This is a genomic window from Streptomyces sp. SID12488 (assembly GCF_010548275.1).
Taxonomy (GTDB): domain Bacteria; phylum Actinomycetota; class Actinomycetes; order Streptomycetales; family Streptomycetaceae; genus Streptomyces.
In genome coordinates this window covers 171,537-188,297 of the sequence record NZ_JAAGLT010000012.1, presented here as the reverse complement: position 1 = coordinate 188,297, position 16,761 = coordinate 171,537, and the positions used below count along the sequence as shown (strand labels likewise).

Annotated in this window: 17 protein-coding genes; 6 read left to right on the top strand and 11 right to left on the bottom strand. The window is 70.0% G+C overall.

Features of this window, described 5'->3' with window-relative positions; all coding sequences use genetic code 11:
• The first annotated feature begins 233 nt into the window (after positions 1-233).
• Positions 234-1,142: a metallophosphoesterase gene (locus tag G3I56_RS20490; RefSeq protein WP_164410909.1), complete on the top strand. Its 909-nt coding sequence runs from the start codon at positions 234-236 to the stop codon at positions 1,140-1,142.
• The gene (locus G3I56_RS20485; protein ID WP_164410907.1) at positions 1,090-1,818 is read left to right on the top strand and encodes a 4'-phosphopantetheinyl transferase superfamily protein; all 729 of its coding nucleotides are present in this window, start codon (positions 1,090-1,092) and stop codon (positions 1,816-1,818) included. Before G3I56_RS20490 ends, G3I56_RS20485 begins: the two co-directional genes overlap by 53 nt.
• Here the strand turns inward: G3I56_RS20485 and G3I56_RS20480 are convergent.
• On the bottom strand, positions 1,793-2,020 hold the full coding sequence (locus G3I56_RS20480; RefSeq protein ID WP_164410905.1) for a hypothetical protein: 228 nt from the start codon (positions 2,018-2,020) through the stop codon (positions 1,793-1,795). The genes G3I56_RS20485 and G3I56_RS20480 overlap by 26 nt on opposite strands.
• Before the next feature lie 215 nt (positions 2,021-2,235).
• Between G3I56_RS20480 and G3I56_RS20475 the strand changes: the two genes are divergently transcribed.
• On the top strand, positions 2,236-3,246 hold the full coding sequence (locus tag G3I56_RS20475; protein ID WP_164410903.1) for an alpha/beta fold hydrolase: 1,011 nt from the start codon (positions 2,236-2,238) through the stop codon (positions 3,244-3,246).
• Positions 3,247-3,341: 95 nt separating this feature from the next.
• Here the strand turns inward: G3I56_RS20475 and G3I56_RS20470 are convergent, their stop codons facing one another.
• Genes G3I56_RS20470 through G3I56_RS20460 form a run of 3 tightly spaced genes read right to left on the bottom strand, consistent with a single transcriptional unit; the run spans position 3,342 to position 5,753 of the window.
• Entirely contained in the window at positions 3,342-4,523 is a 1,182-nt protein-coding gene (locus G3I56_RS20470) for an MAB_1171c family putative transporter (protein WP_164410901.1), read from the bottom strand.
• Between the two features lie 13 nt (positions 4,524-4,536).
• Complete coding sequence (locus G3I56_RS20465; protein ID WP_164411013.1) at positions 4,537-5,064, bottom strand: toxin-antitoxin system, toxin component; 528 nt, start codon at positions 5,062-5,064, stop codon at positions 4,537-4,539.
• A gap of 32 nt (positions 5,065-5,096) precedes the next feature.
• On the bottom strand, positions 5,097-5,753 hold the full coding sequence (locus G3I56_RS20460; protein WP_164410899.1) for a helix-turn-helix transcriptional regulator: 657 nt from the start codon (positions 5,751-5,753) through the stop codon (positions 5,097-5,099).
• A 266-nt stretch (positions 5,754-6,019) separates the two neighbouring features.
• Here G3I56_RS20460 and G3I56_RS20455 point away from each other — a divergent pair, with 266 nt between their 5' ends.
• Entirely contained in the window at positions 6,020-6,691 is a 672-nt protein-coding gene (locus tag G3I56_RS20455; protein ID WP_164410897.1) for a hypothetical protein, read from the top strand.
• Positions 6,692-6,768: 77 nt separating this feature from the next.
• Here the strand turns inward: G3I56_RS20455 and G3I56_RS20450 are convergent, their stop codons facing one another.
• From G3I56_RS20450 to G3I56_RS20430, 5 genes are all read right to left on the bottom strand, one after another.
• Positions 6,769-7,581, bottom strand: coding sequence for an ABC transporter ATP-binding protein (locus tag G3I56_RS20450; protein ID WP_164411011.1), 813 nt, complete (start codon positions 7,579-7,581; stop codon positions 6,769-6,771).
• A 327-nt stretch (positions 7,582-7,908) separates the two neighbouring features.
• The gene (locus G3I56_RS20445; protein WP_164410895.1) at positions 7,909-8,880 is read right to left on the bottom strand and encodes an ABC transporter substrate-binding protein; all 972 of its coding nucleotides are present in this window, start codon (positions 8,878-8,880) and stop codon (positions 7,909-7,911) included.
• Positions 8,881-9,087: 207 nt separating this feature from the next.
• Positions 9,088-10,023, bottom strand: coding sequence for a PDR/VanB family oxidoreductase (locus G3I56_RS20440; RefSeq protein ID WP_164410893.1), 936 nt, complete (start codon positions 10,021-10,023; stop codon positions 9,088-9,090).
• On the bottom strand, positions 10,020-10,208 hold the full coding sequence (locus G3I56_RS20435) for a hypothetical protein (protein ID WP_164410891.1): 189 nt from the start codon (positions 10,206-10,208) through the stop codon (positions 10,020-10,022). Before G3I56_RS20435 ends, G3I56_RS20440 begins: the two co-directional genes overlap by 4 nt.
• Positions 10,205-11,269 carry an aromatic ring-hydroxylating dioxygenase subunit alpha gene (locus G3I56_RS20430; RefSeq protein ID WP_164410889.1) on the bottom strand — a complete coding sequence of 355 codons (1,065 nt, stop codon included), beginning with the start codon at positions 11,267-11,269 and terminating at the stop codon, positions 10,205-10,207. The genes G3I56_RS20435 and G3I56_RS20430 overlap by 4 nt, the downstream gene beginning before the upstream one ends.
• A 412-nt stretch (positions 11,270-11,681) precedes the next feature.
• Between G3I56_RS20430 and G3I56_RS20425 the strand changes: the two genes are divergently transcribed.
• Together G3I56_RS20425 and G3I56_RS20420 are read left to right on the top strand one after the other, a co-directional pair.
• A complete protein-coding gene (locus tag G3I56_RS20425; RefSeq protein WP_164410887.1) occupies positions 11,682-13,736 on the top strand; it encodes a phospholipase C, phosphocholine-specific in 2,055 nt (684 codons plus the stop codon).
• Positions 13,737-13,811: 75 nt separating this feature from the next.
• The gene (locus G3I56_RS20420; RefSeq protein ID WP_164410885.1) at positions 13,812-14,702 is read left to right on the top strand and encodes a phospholipid scramblase-related protein; all 891 of its coding nucleotides are present in this window, start codon (positions 13,812-13,814) and stop codon (positions 14,700-14,702) included.
• Positions 14,703-14,786: 84 nt separating this feature from the next.
• On the opposite strand, the gene G3I56_RS20415 is transcribed toward G3I56_RS20420, so the two are convergent.
• Together G3I56_RS20415 and G3I56_RS20410 are read right to left on the bottom strand one after the other, a co-directional pair.
• Positions 14,787-15,824, bottom strand: coding sequence for a hypothetical protein (locus G3I56_RS20415; RefSeq protein WP_164410883.1), 1,038 nt, complete (start codon positions 15,822-15,824; stop codon positions 14,787-14,789).
• Entirely contained in the window at positions 15,821-16,618 is a 798-nt protein-coding gene (locus G3I56_RS20410) for a phosphatase PAP2 family protein (RefSeq protein ID WP_164410881.1), read from the bottom strand. The genes G3I56_RS20415 and G3I56_RS20410 overlap by 4 nt, the downstream gene beginning before the upstream one ends.
• Between the last annotated feature and the right edge of the window lie 143 nt (positions 16,619-16,761).

Here is a 16,761-nt window from a genome sequence, read left to right as displayed (position 1 = left end):
TCCGCAGACCCTGTTACTGCTACGCGCGTGTTACGGAATCGTCAGCAGTACCCCGTGTGTTCCCTTGTGCACCACCAGTGGTCACCTGTAATGATCTTCGGCCCGCCCGGTGAGCTGCGCGGAGAGGCTGTCCGGAGGGCGGCAAGCCGTACTTGTCCGGCTGTCGGGGATGTGTTCTTGTGGATCCGAACGTGCGCCCGCGGGGGCGGAGTTCGGATGGGGAAGGGGCTGGGTTGGAGACGACTGCCGGCGGTGCCGGACAGCTGCTGGCGATCAGTGATCTGCACATCGGCTACGCGGAGAACCGCACCCTGGTCGAACAGATGCACCCGGAGACGGACGACGACTGGCTGCTGGTCGCCGGCGACGTGTCGGAGTCGGTGGCCGACATCCGCTGGGTCCTCGAAACCCTTGCCGGCCGGTTCCGCAAGGTGATCTGGGCACCCGGCAACCACGAGCTGTGGACCCACCCCAAGGACCCGGTCACCCTGCGTGGAGTCGCCCGCTACGAACACCTGGTCGACCTGTGCCGTGAGCTGGGTGTGACGACGCCCGAGGACCCGTACCCCGTGTGGGAGGGCCCCGGCGGCCCCGTCGCCGTCGCGCCGCTCTTCCTCCTCTACGACTACTCCTTCCTGCCGCGGGGCTGCGCGACCAAGGAGGAGGGGCTCGCGTACGCGGAGAGCACGGGCATCGTCTGCACCGACGAGTACCTCCTGCACCCCGACCCCTATCCGACCCGTGAGGCCTGGTGCCGGGCCCGGGTGGCCCAGACCGAGCGGCGGCTCGCCGAGCTGCCCGAGGGCCTGCCGACGGTGCTCGTCAACCACTATCCGCTGGACCGGCATCCGACGGACGTGCTGTGGCACCCCGAGTTCGCGATGTGGTGTGGCACCACGCTGACCGCCGACTGGCACCGCCGGTTCCGCGTCGCGACCATGGTCTACGGCCATCTGCACATCCCTCGGACCACCTGGCACGAGGGCGTCCGCTTCGAAGAAGTGTCAGTGGGCTACCCCCGCGAATGGCAGAAGCGCCCGGGAGACCCGGGAAGGCTGCGCCGCATACTGCCGATGGAGGTCGGATCCGATGATCGAGGAGCTGCTTCCGGCCACGGTGGTGGCCGTGGAAACGTACGGTGACGAGACAATCGACGGCGCGTACGGCGCCGGTGGGCCCGGGGGCGCGACGCTGTACCCCGAGGAAGCGGCGCTCGTAGCGCGGGCGGTGCCCAAGCGCGTCCGCGAGTTCACCCTCGTCCGCGCGTGTGCACGCCGGGCCATGGAGAAGCTCGGCGTGCCGCCGCAGCCCGTACTGCCCGGTGAGCGGGGCGCCCCGCAGTGGCCGGCCGGCCTGGTCGGCAGCATGACGCACTGCGAGGGCTACTGCGCCGCCGCACTGGTCCGCGCCACCGACCTGGCCTCCGTCGGCATCGACGCCGAACCCCACCAGCCGCTGCCCGAAGGCGTCCTCGACTCCGTGGCCCTGCCCACGGAAGTGGCGCACCTGCGCGCGCTGACGGCGGACGGCCCCGGCGCGCACGGAAACCGCGTGCACTGGGACCGGTTGCTGTTCAGCGCCAAGGAGGCGGTCTACAAGGCGTGGTTCCCGCTCACCGGCAGGTGGCTGGACTTCAGCGAGGCCGACATCGAGTTCACGGCCGCCTCCGGCTCGCACCCGTACGGCACCTTCCGGGCCCGGCTGCTGGTGCCCGGACCGATCGTCGACGGCCGGGAACTCGGTCACTTCGACGGACGCTGGACCGTGCGGCAGGGGCTGCTGGCGACGGCGGTCAGTGTGCCGCACCAGCCTGTCTGAGCAACCGGAAGAACCTCTCCTCGTTGCCCGTCAGACCCGCCTCCGCCAGGGCCGCCTCCGCCTCCGCGAGAACGGCGGGCGGCACGACGGGGGGCCGGTGGCTCCCCGGCGGTACGTCGAAGGCTGCGCGGACGGTGTGCAGCAGCCGCAAGTAGGCCTGTACGGCGGTGCGCTCACGGTCGGTCAGTACGGCGGTCGGCATCGGACGGCTCTCCCCATGTCGGCGTCATCTCTGCTCATCCCTGCACCTCCCAGCTTGCCGCCCGCCACTGACAATCCCGCTTCCGCACAGGTCGGTTCGCTCGGTTAGCGGAGGCGAAACCTCCTCGAAACGCCTGGTGAGAATGGGGTTCTACGCTGAAGGGAAAGGATTTTCGGCAAGGAGTCCAGGGCACTGGAAGCGGGGAGGTGAGCGGTGTGACGGACATCCCGCGTCACGGACCGGCACGCGCCGTACGGCTGCGACCGGTCGGCGACGACGAACTGGAACTGCGGTACCGCGTCGTGCACGGGTACCGCCGGGCCTTCCGTATGGCCGGCGAGGGCCCCGCCCTCGTCCTGATCCACGGTATCGGGGACTCCTCGGCGACCTGGGCGGAGCTGATCCCCGACCTCGCCCGCAGCCACACCGTGATCGCCCCCGACCTGCTCGGCCACGGCGCCTCCGACAAGCCCCGCGCCGACTACTCGGTGGCCGCCTACGCCAACGGTGTGCGCGATCTGCTCACCACGCTCGGCATCGAGTCCGCGACACTCGTCGGACACTCCCTCGGCGGCGGGGTGGCCATGCAGTTCGCCTACCAGTTCCCCGAGCGCACCGAGCGGCTCATCCTGGTCAGCGCGGGCGGTGTGGGCCGCGAGGTCAACCCGGTCCTGCGGGCGGTCTCGCTGCCCGGCGCCCATCTCGCGCTCTCCGCTCTGCGGTTGCCCGGGATGCGGCTCCAAGTGGGGCTCGTCGTAGGGTTGATGAAGCTTCTGGACACGGATCTGGGCCGGGACGCGCCCGAGTTGCTGACTCTCGTGGACGCGTTGCCCGACGAGACCTCGCGCAACGCCTTCATCCGTACGTTGCGTGCGGTGGTCGACTGGCGCGGGCAGGTCGTGACGATGCTCGACCGGTGCTATCTCACCGAGGGCATGCCGACGATGCTGCTGTGGGGCGACCGGGACAGCGTGGTGCCGGTGCGGCACGCGTACGGGGCGCACGAGGCGATGCCGGGGAGCCGGCTGGAGATTTTCGAGGGGGCGGGGCATTTTCCGTTCCACAGTGATCCGGCACGGTTCGTGGCGCTCGTGGAGGAGTTCACCGGGGGGAGCGCGCCGGCCGACTGGAGCCGGGAGCACTGGCGGGAGTTGTTGGTCGACGGGCGGCCCGCGCAGGTGATGGAACAGGGCTTGCGGGAGGTCAGTGAGCGTAGTGCGACGTAGTTTTGCGGCTGCGGCGCCGTCCTGGCTTGTCGCGCCCACGCGGCGGAGCCGCACATCGACACAGCCCCGCGCCCCTGAAAACGGCAGCGCAGCCTCTACTGCCAGGCCACCGCTCCTTCTCGTACCGCCGCGACCACCGGGGACCGGCGCAGGGCGTGGGACATGGCGACCAGGTCGCGGGGGCCCTCGGCTGCCGGGGCTCCGCCTTCCCCTGTCGCCGCCGCGTTGACGACCGTGCCCTCCGGGTCCGCCGCCCGGGCCCGTAAGGCCGCTGTCACCATCGCCGCGTCCGCCTCGGCCCGGGCTCCCTCGGGGGAGGACCCTGAGGTGCGGGCGGCTTCGTAGGCCCGGGTGCGGACGGCCGGGTCGAAGTACGGGTACAGGCTGAGCATGCCGTCGTGGATGTCGGACTCCCGCTGGGTGACCTGGAGTTCGGCGGGGGACCACCAGGCGATCCGGACCGCACGGTCGCCGTGGTCCGACAGGGGGGCGAGCTCCCGCCACAGCGGGCTCAGACGGCGGTACGTCGACCAGGTGCTCCACACGTCCCCGACGCGCTGGAAGGCCAGCGGGATGAAGAAGCCGGCCGCGGTGACGATCTCCGCGGAGGCGGCCATCGCGGGGGCGACGTAGGTGCTCAGATAGTCGAGGTTCTCGCCGTTCCAGCGGGCGATCACGGCCGTCAGCTTGGTGGCCGCGAAGGCGATGTTGCAGAAGAAACCGGCCACGATGACGAGCAGCCCCACCCGTAGCCAGCCGTGCACCTGGAGTGCCCACGGCCAGCACACCATGTTCATCGCGATGTTCGAGGCCGTGAGCGCGACGAGGTACAGCACGATCATCTCGCGGATGAACGGGGTGTTGGCGTAGTGCGTGTCGAAGTCGCGCAGGCGCTGTTCGGGCGCGTCCCCGAGCGCGAACAGGGCGGCCGTGGCCAGGATGACCACCGCGTACCCGGCGATCCAGCGCCGAGATGCGCGCCGGGTGGCCTCGGGCGGGCCGCCGCGCCAGTTGATGATCAGCACCAGGCAGGAGGCGCTGAAGGCGCTCAGCAGGCAGTACACCAGCGGCGCCGAGAAGTTCGGGACGGCGGTGACGTGGTTGACCCACGCGATGGTCGGCGGGGCCGCGAAGAAGAACACCAGCACGGACAGCAGGAGCAGCGCGTACACCGACCGCAGCAGTGGGTCGCGCCAGGCGCGCAGCACCGCCCGGCCCTTGAGGAGGAGGACGATCACCATCGCGGTGGACGGCACGTAGTAACTGGAGTCGTTCACGGCGGGCGCCGCCTCAGCTCTGTGGCCCGCGATAGCCCAGGGAGGCCTCGATGCGGCCCGCGAGCTGATCGCGCCGCACCGGCTGCCGCGCCGAACCGGCGAGCCACGTACGGCACTTGCTCGCCAGCAGCAGGCCGAAGCTTTCGGCGTCCTGCTCGTCGGCGAGGTCGGAGCGGGTGCGGGCGGCCACCTTGCGGATCGTGGCCTGGAGGTCCGCGGTGTCGCTGAGCAGCCGGGCGGCGACCGCCGCGCCCTCGACGTGGTGGCCGCAGTGCCCGGCCTGCATGTGCCACAGCTCGTGCCCGAGGATCACCAACTGGTGGTCGGGCGCGGTGCGTTCCTCGACCACGATGAGGTCCTGGTCGGCCATGTCGAGCCACAGCCCGCTGGCCGTTCCGGGCGGGAAGGGAGCCGCGCGGAACAGGACGGGACGGCCGCGGCGTCTGCTCATGGCGTCGCACAGCGCGGCGTAGAGGTCGGCGGGTTCGGCTGGTGCCGGGAGACTCAGCTCGGTCACCAACTCGCCGCACAGACGGCGCATTTCCTTGCCGATGTTCACAGTCATCCCTCGGATCACGACTCCGGCCGCTTGACGCTCTCCAGAAGCATGTCCAGCCACTCGGCGACCTTGTCGCGGTGCTGGTCGGAGGGCAGCTGCGCGGCCCGCCAGGCGATTCCGCGGACGCCGTGGTCCTGAAGCAGCCGCTCCAGCGGGTCGCCGGCGGCTTTCGCCGCCTCGCGGTCACGGTCGGCGAGTCGCTGCAGAAGCTCCTGTTCGGAGCGCTGGAGGGCGCCCGCGAGCGCCTCGGGATCCTCCGCGCTGAGGAAACCGGCGTGCACTCTGAAGAAGCGCTGGATGGCGTCGCAGTGCTCCATGGTGGGGCGCCGGTCGCCGTTGATGAGGGCGCCCGCCTGCTGGCGCGACATTCCGGCGCCGTCGGCGATCTCCTGCTGCGTGTACTTGCGGCCGTTCGGCTTGAGGCGCGTGCGGCGCAGCAGTCCCAGTCGCTGCAGGAAACGGGCCTGGAGATCGGGTTCGCCGGCGCTCTGCCCGCTCAGCAGGGCCTTGACGACGCTCTCCGGAACACCGGACGCGGCGGAGAGCCGCCCGGTGTGGAAGACCTCGGCGTGCGACACACCGAGCCGGTCCGCGAGTGCGGTGACCCGGAGCACGACGGCGGACAGCAGAACCGTCGCCGTGGCGCCCGGAACCTCGTAGCCATCCGTCACCGACAGGTCTCCTACCGTCTTCTGAGTCTTTTGTGTCTGTGCGCGTCATCCATGACGGGTGCGTAATCCGCGACCTCGTCAGGCACCGTGAACTGCCCGGAGAGAGTAGCGGGTTGTTCGAACTCACATCCAGCTCTCGCCACATCTGTGGCCAGATTCAGCCGTCAACAGGCATGAAATGCCACGATAGTTGACACGGCTCATCCCAGGGCATCAGGATCAGGGCGCCGCGTGAAGGCCGCATAGGCAAGAGGGGTGACCTCCCGATGGCATTTCAGGCAGGAGGGCAGCGGCCGACGCCGCGGCCCGTCCCCGAGGGGCCCGAGGCCCAGGCGTATCTGCGGGACTACGCCATGCTTCTGGATGCCCTGGCCTTCCCGTCCGTCGTCGTCGACCACCGCTGGGACGTGGTCCTCTCCAACGCCGCGTTCGAGACACTTTTCCGCGCCGTCGGCCCGCATCCCACGGCGATGCCCGGTGACAACTTCCTCCGTTTCGTCCTTTTCCACCCGGACGCCGGCACGGTGCTCGGCGAGCACGAGTCGAGCTGGTGCCTGCCGATGCTCGCCCACTTCGCCGCCGCGGTGGAGCGGCATGCCCAGGACCGCGGCCTCCAGGCGATCCGCCGGGACATCGCCCAGGACCCGATCATGGAGGCCGCCTACCGGCAGGGCCTGCCGCACTGGATCCGGGCGGTCGGCGCCGAGGCCGTCCAGCACGACGGGGCCGTACGACCGCTGCTGCACCCCGACCCGCGCTGGGGCGCCACCGAGTGCCGCGTCGTGGGCGAGACCCCCAAGTCCCTTGAGAACATGGGCTATACGAGGCTGACGCTGGTGCTCCGCGAGACGCGGCGCCCGGCGGACGCCGCACGCGGACCACGCCGCCCGCGGCGCTCGGCGAGCCACCTGAGCGTGGTGCCGGCCCCGGAGGCGTGAGACGGGACCTGGCCCCGGAACCGCCGGCGTTCAGGTCGTCGACGGCACCGGGGCCACCGCCCGTTCACCTCACCGGCTCAGATCCTGTCCGTCGGACCCGGACCCGGTGAGGGTGTTGCGCGCTTGGCCGCCTGGATCTGCTCGTACACCTGCGTACGGAGTTGGGCGAAGCGGGGCGCGACCCTGGTGTGCAACTGGTCGCGCTCGTCCGGCAGATCGATCCTCAGCTCCTTCCTGACGACGGTCGGGGACGCGGACAGGACGATCACCCGCTGACCGAGATACACGGCCTCGTCGATGTCGTGCGTGACGAACAGGATCGTCATCCCGCGCACCCGCCACAGCCCCCGTACGAGATCCTCCAGATCGGCGCGCGTCTGGGCGTCGACCGCCGCGAACGGCTCGTCCATCAACAGCACTTCGGGCTCGTAGGCGAGCGCGCGGGCGATCGCGACCCGCTGCTGCATACCGCCGGACAGCTGCCAGGGGTAGGCCCCGGCCGCGTCTGCGAGGCCGACCGACCGCAGCGCGTCCGCGACCAGCTCGCGGCGCCGGGTCCTGGCCAGGTTCTTCTGCCTCAGGGGCAGTTCGACGTTGTCGCCGACACGCGTCCAGGGGAACAGGCTGCGGCCGTACTCCTGGAGGACGAGGGCCATTCCGGGCGGCGGCCCGCTCACCGGCCGCCCCGCGAGCGTGACTTGGCCGGCCGTCGGCGCCAGCAGCCCGCCCACACATTTGAGCAGCGTCGTCTTGCCGCACCCCGACGGCCCGACCAGACACACGAGTTCACCCGCCTCGACGCCGAAGGTGAGGTCCCGCACCGCCTCGACCCGGCGCCCGGAACCGTCGTAGACCTTGTTCAGGCCGGTGACATCGAGAAGCGCGCCCATGGATCGCCCTTTCACGTTCACGAGGGTCCGCGGCGACCGCCGGGCCGAGGCGCGCAGGCCGTCCCGGCCGAGAACGCGTCCCTCGACCAGCTGGAAGACGACGGAGAGGGCGAAGCCGAGCAGACCCAGGACGAGGTTCACGACGACGATGCCGGCGCCCACCGCGACCGCCGGCCCCGGCGCCCAGCTGGTGGGCGTGTCGCCGAGCGCCGTCCCGAACGTCTCGTCGGACAGCTCGTGGCCGAGGGCGCCGGTGATCCGGGCGACGGGCGGGAAGTACGCCTCCTCGACGAGACCGAGCCGCGCCGGTCAAGGCGTTCGTCGCCCTCACGGCAACAGCTTGTCCAGGTCGGGGGACTGCTTGAAGAGACCGTCCGCCTCGCCCAGCTTCTCCAGCGCCTCGATGGAGGCACGGTTCGCCTCGGCAGGCCACTTCGGCAGGGTCACCTTCGCCAGCACATCCGCCGGGATCCTGGTGTACGTCGTGACGGCCTGGCGGGCCTCGTCCGGGTGGGCGTCGGCGTACGCGAGGGACTCGGCGGTGGCCTCCTGGAACTTCTTCACCAACTCCGGGTTCTTCCGGGCGTACTGGGTCGAGGTGAAGTACATCGCGACGGTGCAGTTCGGCGCGACGTCCACCAGCGGCCAGGCGATCTCACGGCCGCCCTGGCTCTTGACCGTCGCGAGGGCGGGTTCGACGACCTGGGCCGCGTCGATCTGGCCGCCGTCGAGGGCGGCGGGCATCTGGTCGAAGGCCAGCTCGACGAACTTCACCTTGTCCGGGTCGCCGCCCGCCTTGCGCACAGACTCGCGCACCGAGGTCTCGTTGATGTTCTTGAGGGTGTTGACGGCGACCTTCTTGCCCTCGAGGTCCTTCGCCGACCTGATCGGGCTGTCCTTCTTCACGGTGATGGCGCTGAAGTCCTTGCCCTGTACACCAGTTGATGCGATGCCGTTGGCGACGGCCTTGACGGGCACGCTGTTGGCCTGGGCGATCATCAGTGACGTCACGTTGCTGAAGCCGAACTGGAACTGCCCGCTGACGACACCCGGCACGATCGCCGCGCCGCCCTGCGCGAGGGTCATGGACAGCTTGAGCCCGCGCTCGCTGAAGAAGCCCTTCTGCTGACCGAGATAGAGGGGCGCGACATCGACGATGGGGATGATGCCGACCTTGAGAGTGGTCGTGCCGCCGGACGGCGTGGTGCCGTCCGGCGAACCGGAACCGTCCGACGACCCACAGGCCGTCGCGGTGACCAGGAGCGTGACGGCCGTGAGGCCGGTTAAGAGACGACGCAAGACTCCTCCTGTGGGACCGATCGTGGTACTCCGACAGGTTGTGCCAGGTGGTGGCGAGTTGTGCGCGGACAGCACGAACGTGCTCAGTCGTTCGCAGACGTGCTCAGTCGTTCTCAGCGGGAACGTAAAGCCCCGGGTGAAGCAGGGTCAATGCCTTTGCCGTGTGAGTCGCCGCCCCGGCGGGACCGGGACGGCGGGACGGTGGCTCTAGAGGTCGAGGACGAGTCGTGGGCCACGGCACCGGGACACGCAGATGAGCATCGTCTCGCCCGCCTCCCGCTCTTCGTCAGAGAGCACCGAGTCCCGGTGGTCCGGGGTGCCTTCGACCACGTCCGTCTCACATGTGCCGCAGGTGCCCTCGGTGCACGAGAAGAGCACCTCGACCCCGGCGCCGCGCACCGCGTCCAGCACGGACACCTCGACGGGCACGGTCAGCGTACGACCGCTGCGCTGCAGGACAACCTCGAACTCGGTGTCGACACCGGCCTGTTGGACCTTGGGCGCGAACCGCTCGACGTGCAGCGCACCGGCCGGGCAGACCGACTCCACCGCGTCGAGAAGGGCACCGGGTCCGCAGCAGTAGACGAGGGTGCCTTCCGGCAGTCGCCCGATCTCCGAGTCGAGGTCCAGGAGCCCGGTCTCGTCCTGCGGGGCGAACGTGACCTTGTCCCCGTACCGCCCCAACTCCTCCGTGAACGCCATGGAGTCGCGGGTGCGCCCGCCGTAAAGCAGCGTCCACTCGGCGCCCGCGGCCTCGGCGGCGGCGAGCATCGGCAGGATCGGTGTGATGCCGATACCGCCGGCGACGAAGCGGTAGCGGGGCGCCGGCCTGAGCGCGAAGTGGTTTCGGGGGCCGCTTACCCGCACCTTGTCACCGAGCCCCAACTGCCCGTGTACGTAGGCCGATCCGCCGCGCCCGTCCGGCTCACGCAGCACCGCGATCCGCCACGCAGACCGGTCCGCGGGGTCACCGCACAGCGAGTACTGCCGCTCCAGCTCCGGCCCGAGCACGACATCGACATGCGCGCCCGGCTCCCAGTCCGGGAGCTCCTCGCCCAGCGGATGCCGCAGGGTGAGTGCCAGCACGCCGTCGGCGGCCGACTCCCGCCGCTCGACGACGAGTTCGGCCTCGTACACGCTCATGAGCTGTTTCCCTGTGGCTGGTCCGGCTGCGGCTGATGTCCCTGCGGGTGGGCGAGCATCCACTCCCACATCTCGATGGGGTCCTGCGAACTGTGCTCACGTCCGCAGTGGCAGGTGCCGTGCAGGACGTCCGTTCCCGGCAGCCAGGCGATGCGGTAGATCTCGCCTGTCGGGCTGCCGCTCACAGGACCTTCTCCACCGGCTTGTCGCCCTCCTCGACCAGCCGGGCGAGGATACGGCGGGCGGCGAGACCACCGGTGTCGATGTTGATGCTCAGCTCCTGGTACCCGGACCGCTCCGAACCCAGCGTCCGCTGAAGGAGGTTGAGCGCGTCGACGTCCTGCATGACCACCGTGTGGTTGTTGCTCCGCAGGAACTCGGTGACCTCGTCGTCCTCCGTGGCCCAGTCGCGCGAGACCATCCAGAAGTCGTACACCTTCCCGTCGGCCGACGGCGTGATCGCGTACGTGATCTCGGTGTGGAAACCGTTCGGGTCGCTGCCGTCGGCCTCGGGCAGGACACCCACCGGCGCGATCCGGCTGTGCAGCAGATACAGGCACGGCGCGTGGTACTCGATGTCCTGCCAGCGCGTGATCCGCCCCTCGATGCCGGTCGACCTGGCGTAGAACGGCGGGCACTCGGCGTCGTCCATGTGTCGGCTGACCCGGACGATGCCCGCGCCCTCGTCGACCTCCGTGTTGATGGGCGTCTCGGCGACCTCTGGGGTGCCTATGTAGCCGCCGTGCAGATAGGTCTCGTGGGAGAGGTCGAGGAGGTTGTCGACGAGCAGTCCGTAGTCGGCGTCGATCGGCTCCATGCCCCTGACGGTGACCCAACCGGGGGAGTCGAGGTGCCGGGCCCGCGGAATGGTGCCGGCGTCGGCGAGGGCCGGGTCGCCGATCCAGACCCAGATCAGGGCGTCCTGCTCGACCACCGGGTAGGAGGCGACGCGTGCGGTGCGCGGGACGCGTTTCTGCCCGGGCACGTACACACACGTACCCGTGGTGTCGTAGGTGAAGCCGTGGTAACCGCACACGATCCGGTCGCCGTCGAGTCCGCTCTCGGAGAGTGGGTAGCGCCGGTGCACACAGCGGTCGTGCAGGGCGACGGGCGTCCCCTCGCCCTCGGTCCGGTAGAAGACGAGGGGCTCTCCGAGAATCGTGCGGCCGAGCAGCTCCCGGCCCACCTCGTGACTGTAGGCGGCGACGTACCACTGGTTCCTGGCGAAACTGGTCGTGTGCGGCATGGGTGCGACTCCCGTCGGTCTGCGGTGGTGACATCGTCGGGAAGGGCGTCACAGTGGCGCAACATCTCTTCCGTCTCACGGAAGGGGTTTGGCGAACGGCCTGTTCGGAGCCGCCCCCGGACTGTGCCTGCGATGCGTCTGCGCGCCGATGGGAGACCACACGGCTGGAGTCGGCAGTCCCGGTTCTCGTCCGTGCCCCCACCGCAGGTCACGAGACCCGACAGCCGGGCGGGGAATGCCGTGGGGGTTTCTTGGGGCGGTCTTGGTCCGCCCCACATCTCACGTACCGACGACCTTCACGCGGATGCCACCGGACCCTTCCGTGCCGTTCGGTACCCCTGGGAAACTCCAGGCGCGCGCATTCCGTCACGTTCCACTCATTGTCGCCATCAGGACGAGAGGCTTCTCCCCCATGCCCGAGGTCAACCGGCGCCACTTCCTCCAACTCGCGGGCGCGACAACGGCGTTCACCGCGCTCTCCAGCAGTATCGAGCGCGCTGCCGCCCTCCCCGCGCACCACCGCACCGGGACGATCGAGGACGTCGAGCACATCGTCGTCCTCATGCAGGAGAACCGGTCCTTCGACCACTACTTCGGTTCGCTGCGCGGAGTCCGGGGCTTCGGCGACCCGCATCCGGTCACCCAGGTGAACGGCAAGTCGGTGTGGCACCAGTCGGACGGCACCAAGGACGTACTGCCCTTCCGGCCGGACGCCGACGACCTCGGGCTGGCCTTCATCCAGGACCTCCCGCACGGCTGGAGCGACGGTCACGTCGCCTTCAACAACGGCAAGTACGACAAGTGGATCCAGGCCAAGTCGTCAACGACCATGGCCTATCTGAACCGCAAGGACATCCCGTTCCACTACGCGCTGGCCGACTCCTTCACCATCTGCGACGCGTACCACTGCTCGTTCATCGGCTCCACCGACCCGAACCGCTACTACATGTGGACGGGCTACACGGGCAACGACGGCAAGGGAGGCGGCCCCGTCCTCGGCAACGACGAGGTGGGGTACAGCTGGACGACGTACCCGGAGCGTCTCGAAAAGGCGGGCGTGTCCTGGAAGATCTACCAGGACGTCGGTGACGGGCTCGACGCGGCCGGCTCCTGGGGCTGGATCTCGGACGCCTACCGGGGCAACTACGGCGACAACTCGCTCCTCTACTTCAACCAGTACCGCGACGCGAAGCCCGGCGACCCCCTCTACGACAAGGCCCGCACCGGCACCGACGCCCGCAAGGGAGAGGGCTTCTTCGACCAGCTCAAGGCCGACGTGTCAGGGGGCGAACTGCCGCAGGTCTCCTGGATCGTCGCCCCCGAGGCCTTCACCGAGCACCCCAACTGGCCCGCGAACTACGGCGCCTGGTACATCGCCCAGGTCCTGGACGCGCTCACCTCCGACCCCGAGGTGTGGGCGAAGACAGCCCTGTTCATCACGTACGACGAGAACGACGGCTTCTTCGACCACCTCGTGCCGCCGTTCCCGCCCCAGTCGGACGCACAGGGCAAGTCGACGGTCGACGTCGGCTCGGACCTGTTCAAGGGCGACAGCCGGCACGCGGCCGGTACCTACGGGCTCGGGCAGCGGGTGCCGATGCTGGTCGTCTCGCCCTGGAGCAAGGGCGGGTTCGTCTGCTCGGAGACGCTCGACCACACGTCGGTCATCCGGTTCATGGAGAGCCGCTTCGGCGTGCACGAGCCCAACATCTCGCCCTGGCGGCGCGCGGTCTGCGGCGACCTGACGGCCGCCTTCGACTTCTCCCGCAAGGACACCAGGCCGGTGGCCCTCCCCGACACCGACGGCTACCGGCCGCCGGACAAGGACCGCCACCCCGACTACGTCCCGACGCCGCCCACGCACCCGGTCCTGCCCCGCCAGGAGCGCGGCCTGCGCCCGGCCCGTCCGCTCAAGTACGCCCCGTACGTGGACGGTTCGGCAGACCTGACGGCCGGAAAGCTCACCCTCGCCTTCGCCTCCGGCACCCACGCCGGCGCCTCCTTCCTCGTGACTTCCGGCAACCGCACCGATGGGCCGTGGGCCTACACCACCGGCGCGGGCAAGACCGTCTCCGACACCTGGAACTCGGCCTACTCGAAGGACGCCCACGACCTGACGGTGCACGGCCCGAACGGCTTCCTGCGGGTCTTCAAGGGCCGGGGCAAGGGTGCCGCCGGACCCGAGGCGACCGCACGCCACGTCGGGGACGACCTTGAGCTGACCCTCACCAACAAGGGCTCCAAGACCGTGGAGTTGAAGCTGACCAGCGGATACGGGGGACACTCGCGCAAGATCAGGGTGCGGGCCGGGTCCACCGTGCGGCACCGGGTGGACCTCGGGGCCAGCAAGCGCTGGTACGACGTGACGGTCACCTCGGACGCCGACGCGGCGTTCCTGCGCCGGTTCGCCGGGCACGTGGAGAACGGCCGGGCGGGCGTGAGCGATCCGGCGATCGTGACCTGCTGAGAGGGTGAAGCGGGGCCCGGGGCGCTTTGACCGGGACATGGTTGTCAGGCAGCCACGTCACGGTAGTGTGCCCCGGTGACCACGCAATCGAACATACCTGCAGGTTGGTATCCGGATCCGCACGGAGCGCCCCAGACGCTCCGGTACTGGGACGGTTCCCAGTGGACCGACCACACCAACACCGACCAGCAGCAGGCGCAGCAGCCCCAGGCCCAGCAGTCGCAGGCGGCGCCGGTTCAGCTGCCCCAGCAGGGGCTCGGTCAGCCCCAGGGCCAGCCCCAGAAGGGGTTCGGCGCCCCGCAGCCCGCCGCCGGTGCCGACGCACGGGTGCAGCAGCAGGCCGGGGTCGCGGCGGGGGCGGGCGGCGGCACACTGTTCACCGAGCCGGTGCTGGTGGTCAACCAGAAGGCCAAGCTGATCGAGCTGACCAACGAGTACAAGGTCATGGACCAGCAGGGCCGGGAACTCGGCTCGGTCGTCCAGGTCGGACAGAGCGCGCTGAAGAAGATCCTGCGCTTCGTCGCCAGCATCGACCAGTTCATGACGCACAAGCTCGAGATCCGGGACGCCCACGGGCAGCCGGTGCTGCTGCTGACGCGCCCCCGGAAGTTCATGAAGTCGCGGGTGATCGTGCAGCGTCCGGACGGTTCGCCGGTCGGTGAGATCGTCCAGCAGAACATGATCGGGAAGATCAACTTCGCGATCAACGCGGGCGGCCGGCAGGTCGGCGCGATCAAGGCCGAGAACTGGCGGGCGTGGAACTTCGCGATCGTCGACCACGCGGAGAACGAGGTCGCCCGCATCACCAAGACCTGGGAAGGTCTGGCGAAGACGATGTTCACGACCGCGGACAACTACGTCCTGCAGATCCACTACCAGCTGCCCGAACCCCTGCTGAGCCTCGTGGTGGCGACGGCGCTGACCGTCGACACCGCGCTGAAGCAGGATTCACGGGGCCTTGGCTGACAGGTCGGTTCACGGATGACGGGTCGGTTCACAGCCACCGACCGGGGCCCCTGTGCACACGTGTGTTCACAGGGGCCGGTCGGTTCACAGTGACGTGAGGTGCCCCGGCTCCGACGGCTGCCGGGGCATCAACGACGGCTCGACGGGCGCCGAACGGGCCTCCAGCGCGAGAACCGACGCCACCGGATGCTCCTCGTCGGCCAGGACCGAAGCCGCGGCCGAAGCTGACGCTGCCGCTGCCGAAGACGGAATCACGACACGCTCCGGAGACACCGCAACGGAAACCGGAACCGGAATCGGATCCGGTGTCGCCCGTGACAGCGTCACCACACCCCACCCCGCGAGTCCCGCGCCCGCCAGCGCCAGGAGCAGCCCCGAGGCCCCGCCCTGGAGCCGCTCGCCGAGCAGCGTCAGGCCGATCACCGCGGCGGCGACCGGATTGGCCAGTGTCACCAGGGCCAGCGGACCCCCGAGGCCGCCCCGGTAGGCGGTCTGGGACAGGATCAGGCCACCCGCCGCGAACGCCGCGACCAGCAACGCCACCCCGATCACCTGCCAGCCGATCAGCGGACCCGAGCTGTTCGTCGCGGCGACCGTGACGGTCTGGGTCAGTGCCGAGGCCACCCCCGACGCCATGCCGGACGCGCTCGCGTGCCGCAGGCCGGGCCGGGCTCCGGGACGCGCCAGCACCCCGATCAGGACCATCGTCGTACCCGCGACCGCCATGGCCTCCGGGAGGCTCAGCACGTCGTCGGGCGCCGGGCCGGAGGCCGTGACCAGGATCGCCGCCAGGCCGAGCAGTGTCAGGGCGGTACCGCGCCACTCCACCGCGCTGACCCGGCGCCCGGCGACCCGCGCGCCCAGCGGCACCGCGGCGACCAGTGTGAGAGCGCCCAGCGGCTGCACCACCGTGAGCGGGCCGTACTTGAGGGCGACCACATGCAGCAGGGCGCCCCCCGCGTTGAGCAGCACGGAGCCCCACCAGGCGCCGGTCGCCAGCAGTCGCCGTATCCCGGCGTCGGCGTTGCGGGAGGCGAGCCGCTCCTGGGCGACGGCAGCGGCGGCGTAGGCGACGGCGGAGAAGAGGGAGAGGACGACGGCGGTGAGCGTGGCGGCGTTCATCGGGTCGCTCCCACGAGGACGGGCTCGTCGGCCGGGGCGAGCCTGCTGCCCTCGCCCGCCGTCGACTCGGTGCGGTGGGGTGCGTGGACGACCGCGAGGGCGATACCCAGCAGGGCCGAGGCCACGATCGCGTCGAGCCAGTAGTGGTTCGCCGTACCGACGATCACCAGCAGTGTCACCAGCGGATGCAGCAGCCACAGCCAGCGCCAGCGGGAGCGGGTCGCGACGATCAGACCGACCGCCACCATCAGGGCCCAGCCGAAGTGCAGCGACGGCATCGCCGCGAACTGGTTGGACAGGGTGTCGGCCTCGGGTGAGGCGCCGTAGACCGTCGGACCGAACACCTGCCCGGTGTCGATGAGGCCCGCTTCGGCGAGCAGCCGGGGCGGGGCCAGCGGGAAGGTGAGATGGATCACCAGGGCCGCACCGGTCACCGCGGCGAGGACCCGGCGGGCCCAGACGTAGTGCGCGGGGCGCCGCAGGTAGAGCCAGACCAGGAAGGCGACGGTGGCCGGAAAGTGCACGGTCGCGTAGTAGGTGTTCGCGAAGTGGATCGCGGTGTCGCTGTGCAGCAGCGCCGACTGCACGGCGCCCTCGCCGGGGAGGTGCAGGGCCCGCTCCCAGTCCCAGACGCGGTGCGCGTTCTGGAAGGCCTCGGCGGTGTGCCCGGTCGCCAGCTGCCGGCCGAGTTTGTAGACGAGGAACAGCCCTGCCACCAGTAGGAGTTCACGGACGAGCGGCGGCCGTCGTATACCGGCGGGTTCCGCCTTGGCAGGCTCGGTGCTGGCTTTCATCCCCCGGCCCTTTCGCTGAGGTGGCGCGTGTGCGCACGTGGTGCGTGATGGGCGGGAACTCGTCTGTACGGGCGCTCGTCTCATCGATACGTTGGTGTACCGATACGAGAGTGTACCGAAACGAATCCGTACCGGTACACTGG

Excerpts from the sequence above, each read along its gene's own strand:
- G3I56_RS20440 (WP_164410893.1), bottom strand. The coding sequence starts at position 10,023 with ATGAGCGTGTACGAGGCCGAACTCGTCGTCGAGCGGCGGGAGTCGGCC.
- G3I56_RS20480 (WP_164410905.1), bottom strand. The coding sequence starts at position 2,020 with ATGCCGACCGCCGTACTGACCGACCGTGAGCGCACCGCCGTACAGGCC.
- G3I56_RS20430 (WP_164410889.1), bottom strand. The coding sequence starts at position 11,269 with ATGCCGCACACGACCAGTTTCGCCAGGAACCAGTGGTACGTCGCCGCC.
- G3I56_RS20425 (WP_164410887.1), top strand. The coding sequence starts at position 11,682 with ATGCCCGAGGTCAACCGGCGCCACTTCCTCCAACTCGCGGGCGCGACA.
- G3I56_RS20455 (WP_164410897.1), top strand. The coding sequence starts at position 6,020 with ATGGCATTTCAGGCAGGAGGGCAGCGGCCGACGCCGCGGCCCGTCCCC.
- G3I56_RS20450 (WP_164411011.1), bottom strand. The coding sequence starts at position 7,581 with ATGGGCGCGCTTCTCGATGTCACCGGCCTGAACAAGGTCTACGACGGT.
- G3I56_RS20410 (WP_164410881.1), bottom strand. The coding sequence starts at position 16,618 with ATGAAAGCCAGCACCGAGCCTGCCAAGGCGGAACCCGCCGGTATACGA.
- G3I56_RS20485 (WP_164410907.1), top strand. The coding sequence starts at position 1,090 with ATGATCGAGGAGCTGCTTCCGGCCACGGTGGTGGCCGTGGAAACGTAC.
- G3I56_RS20465 (WP_164411013.1), bottom strand. The coding sequence starts at position 5,064 with ATGCGCCGTCTGTGCGGCGAGTTGGTGACCGAGCTGAGTCTCCCGGCA.
- G3I56_RS20415 (WP_164410883.1), bottom strand. The coding sequence starts at position 15,824 with ATGAACGCCGCCACGCTCACCGCCGTCGTCCTCTCCCTCTTCTCCGCC.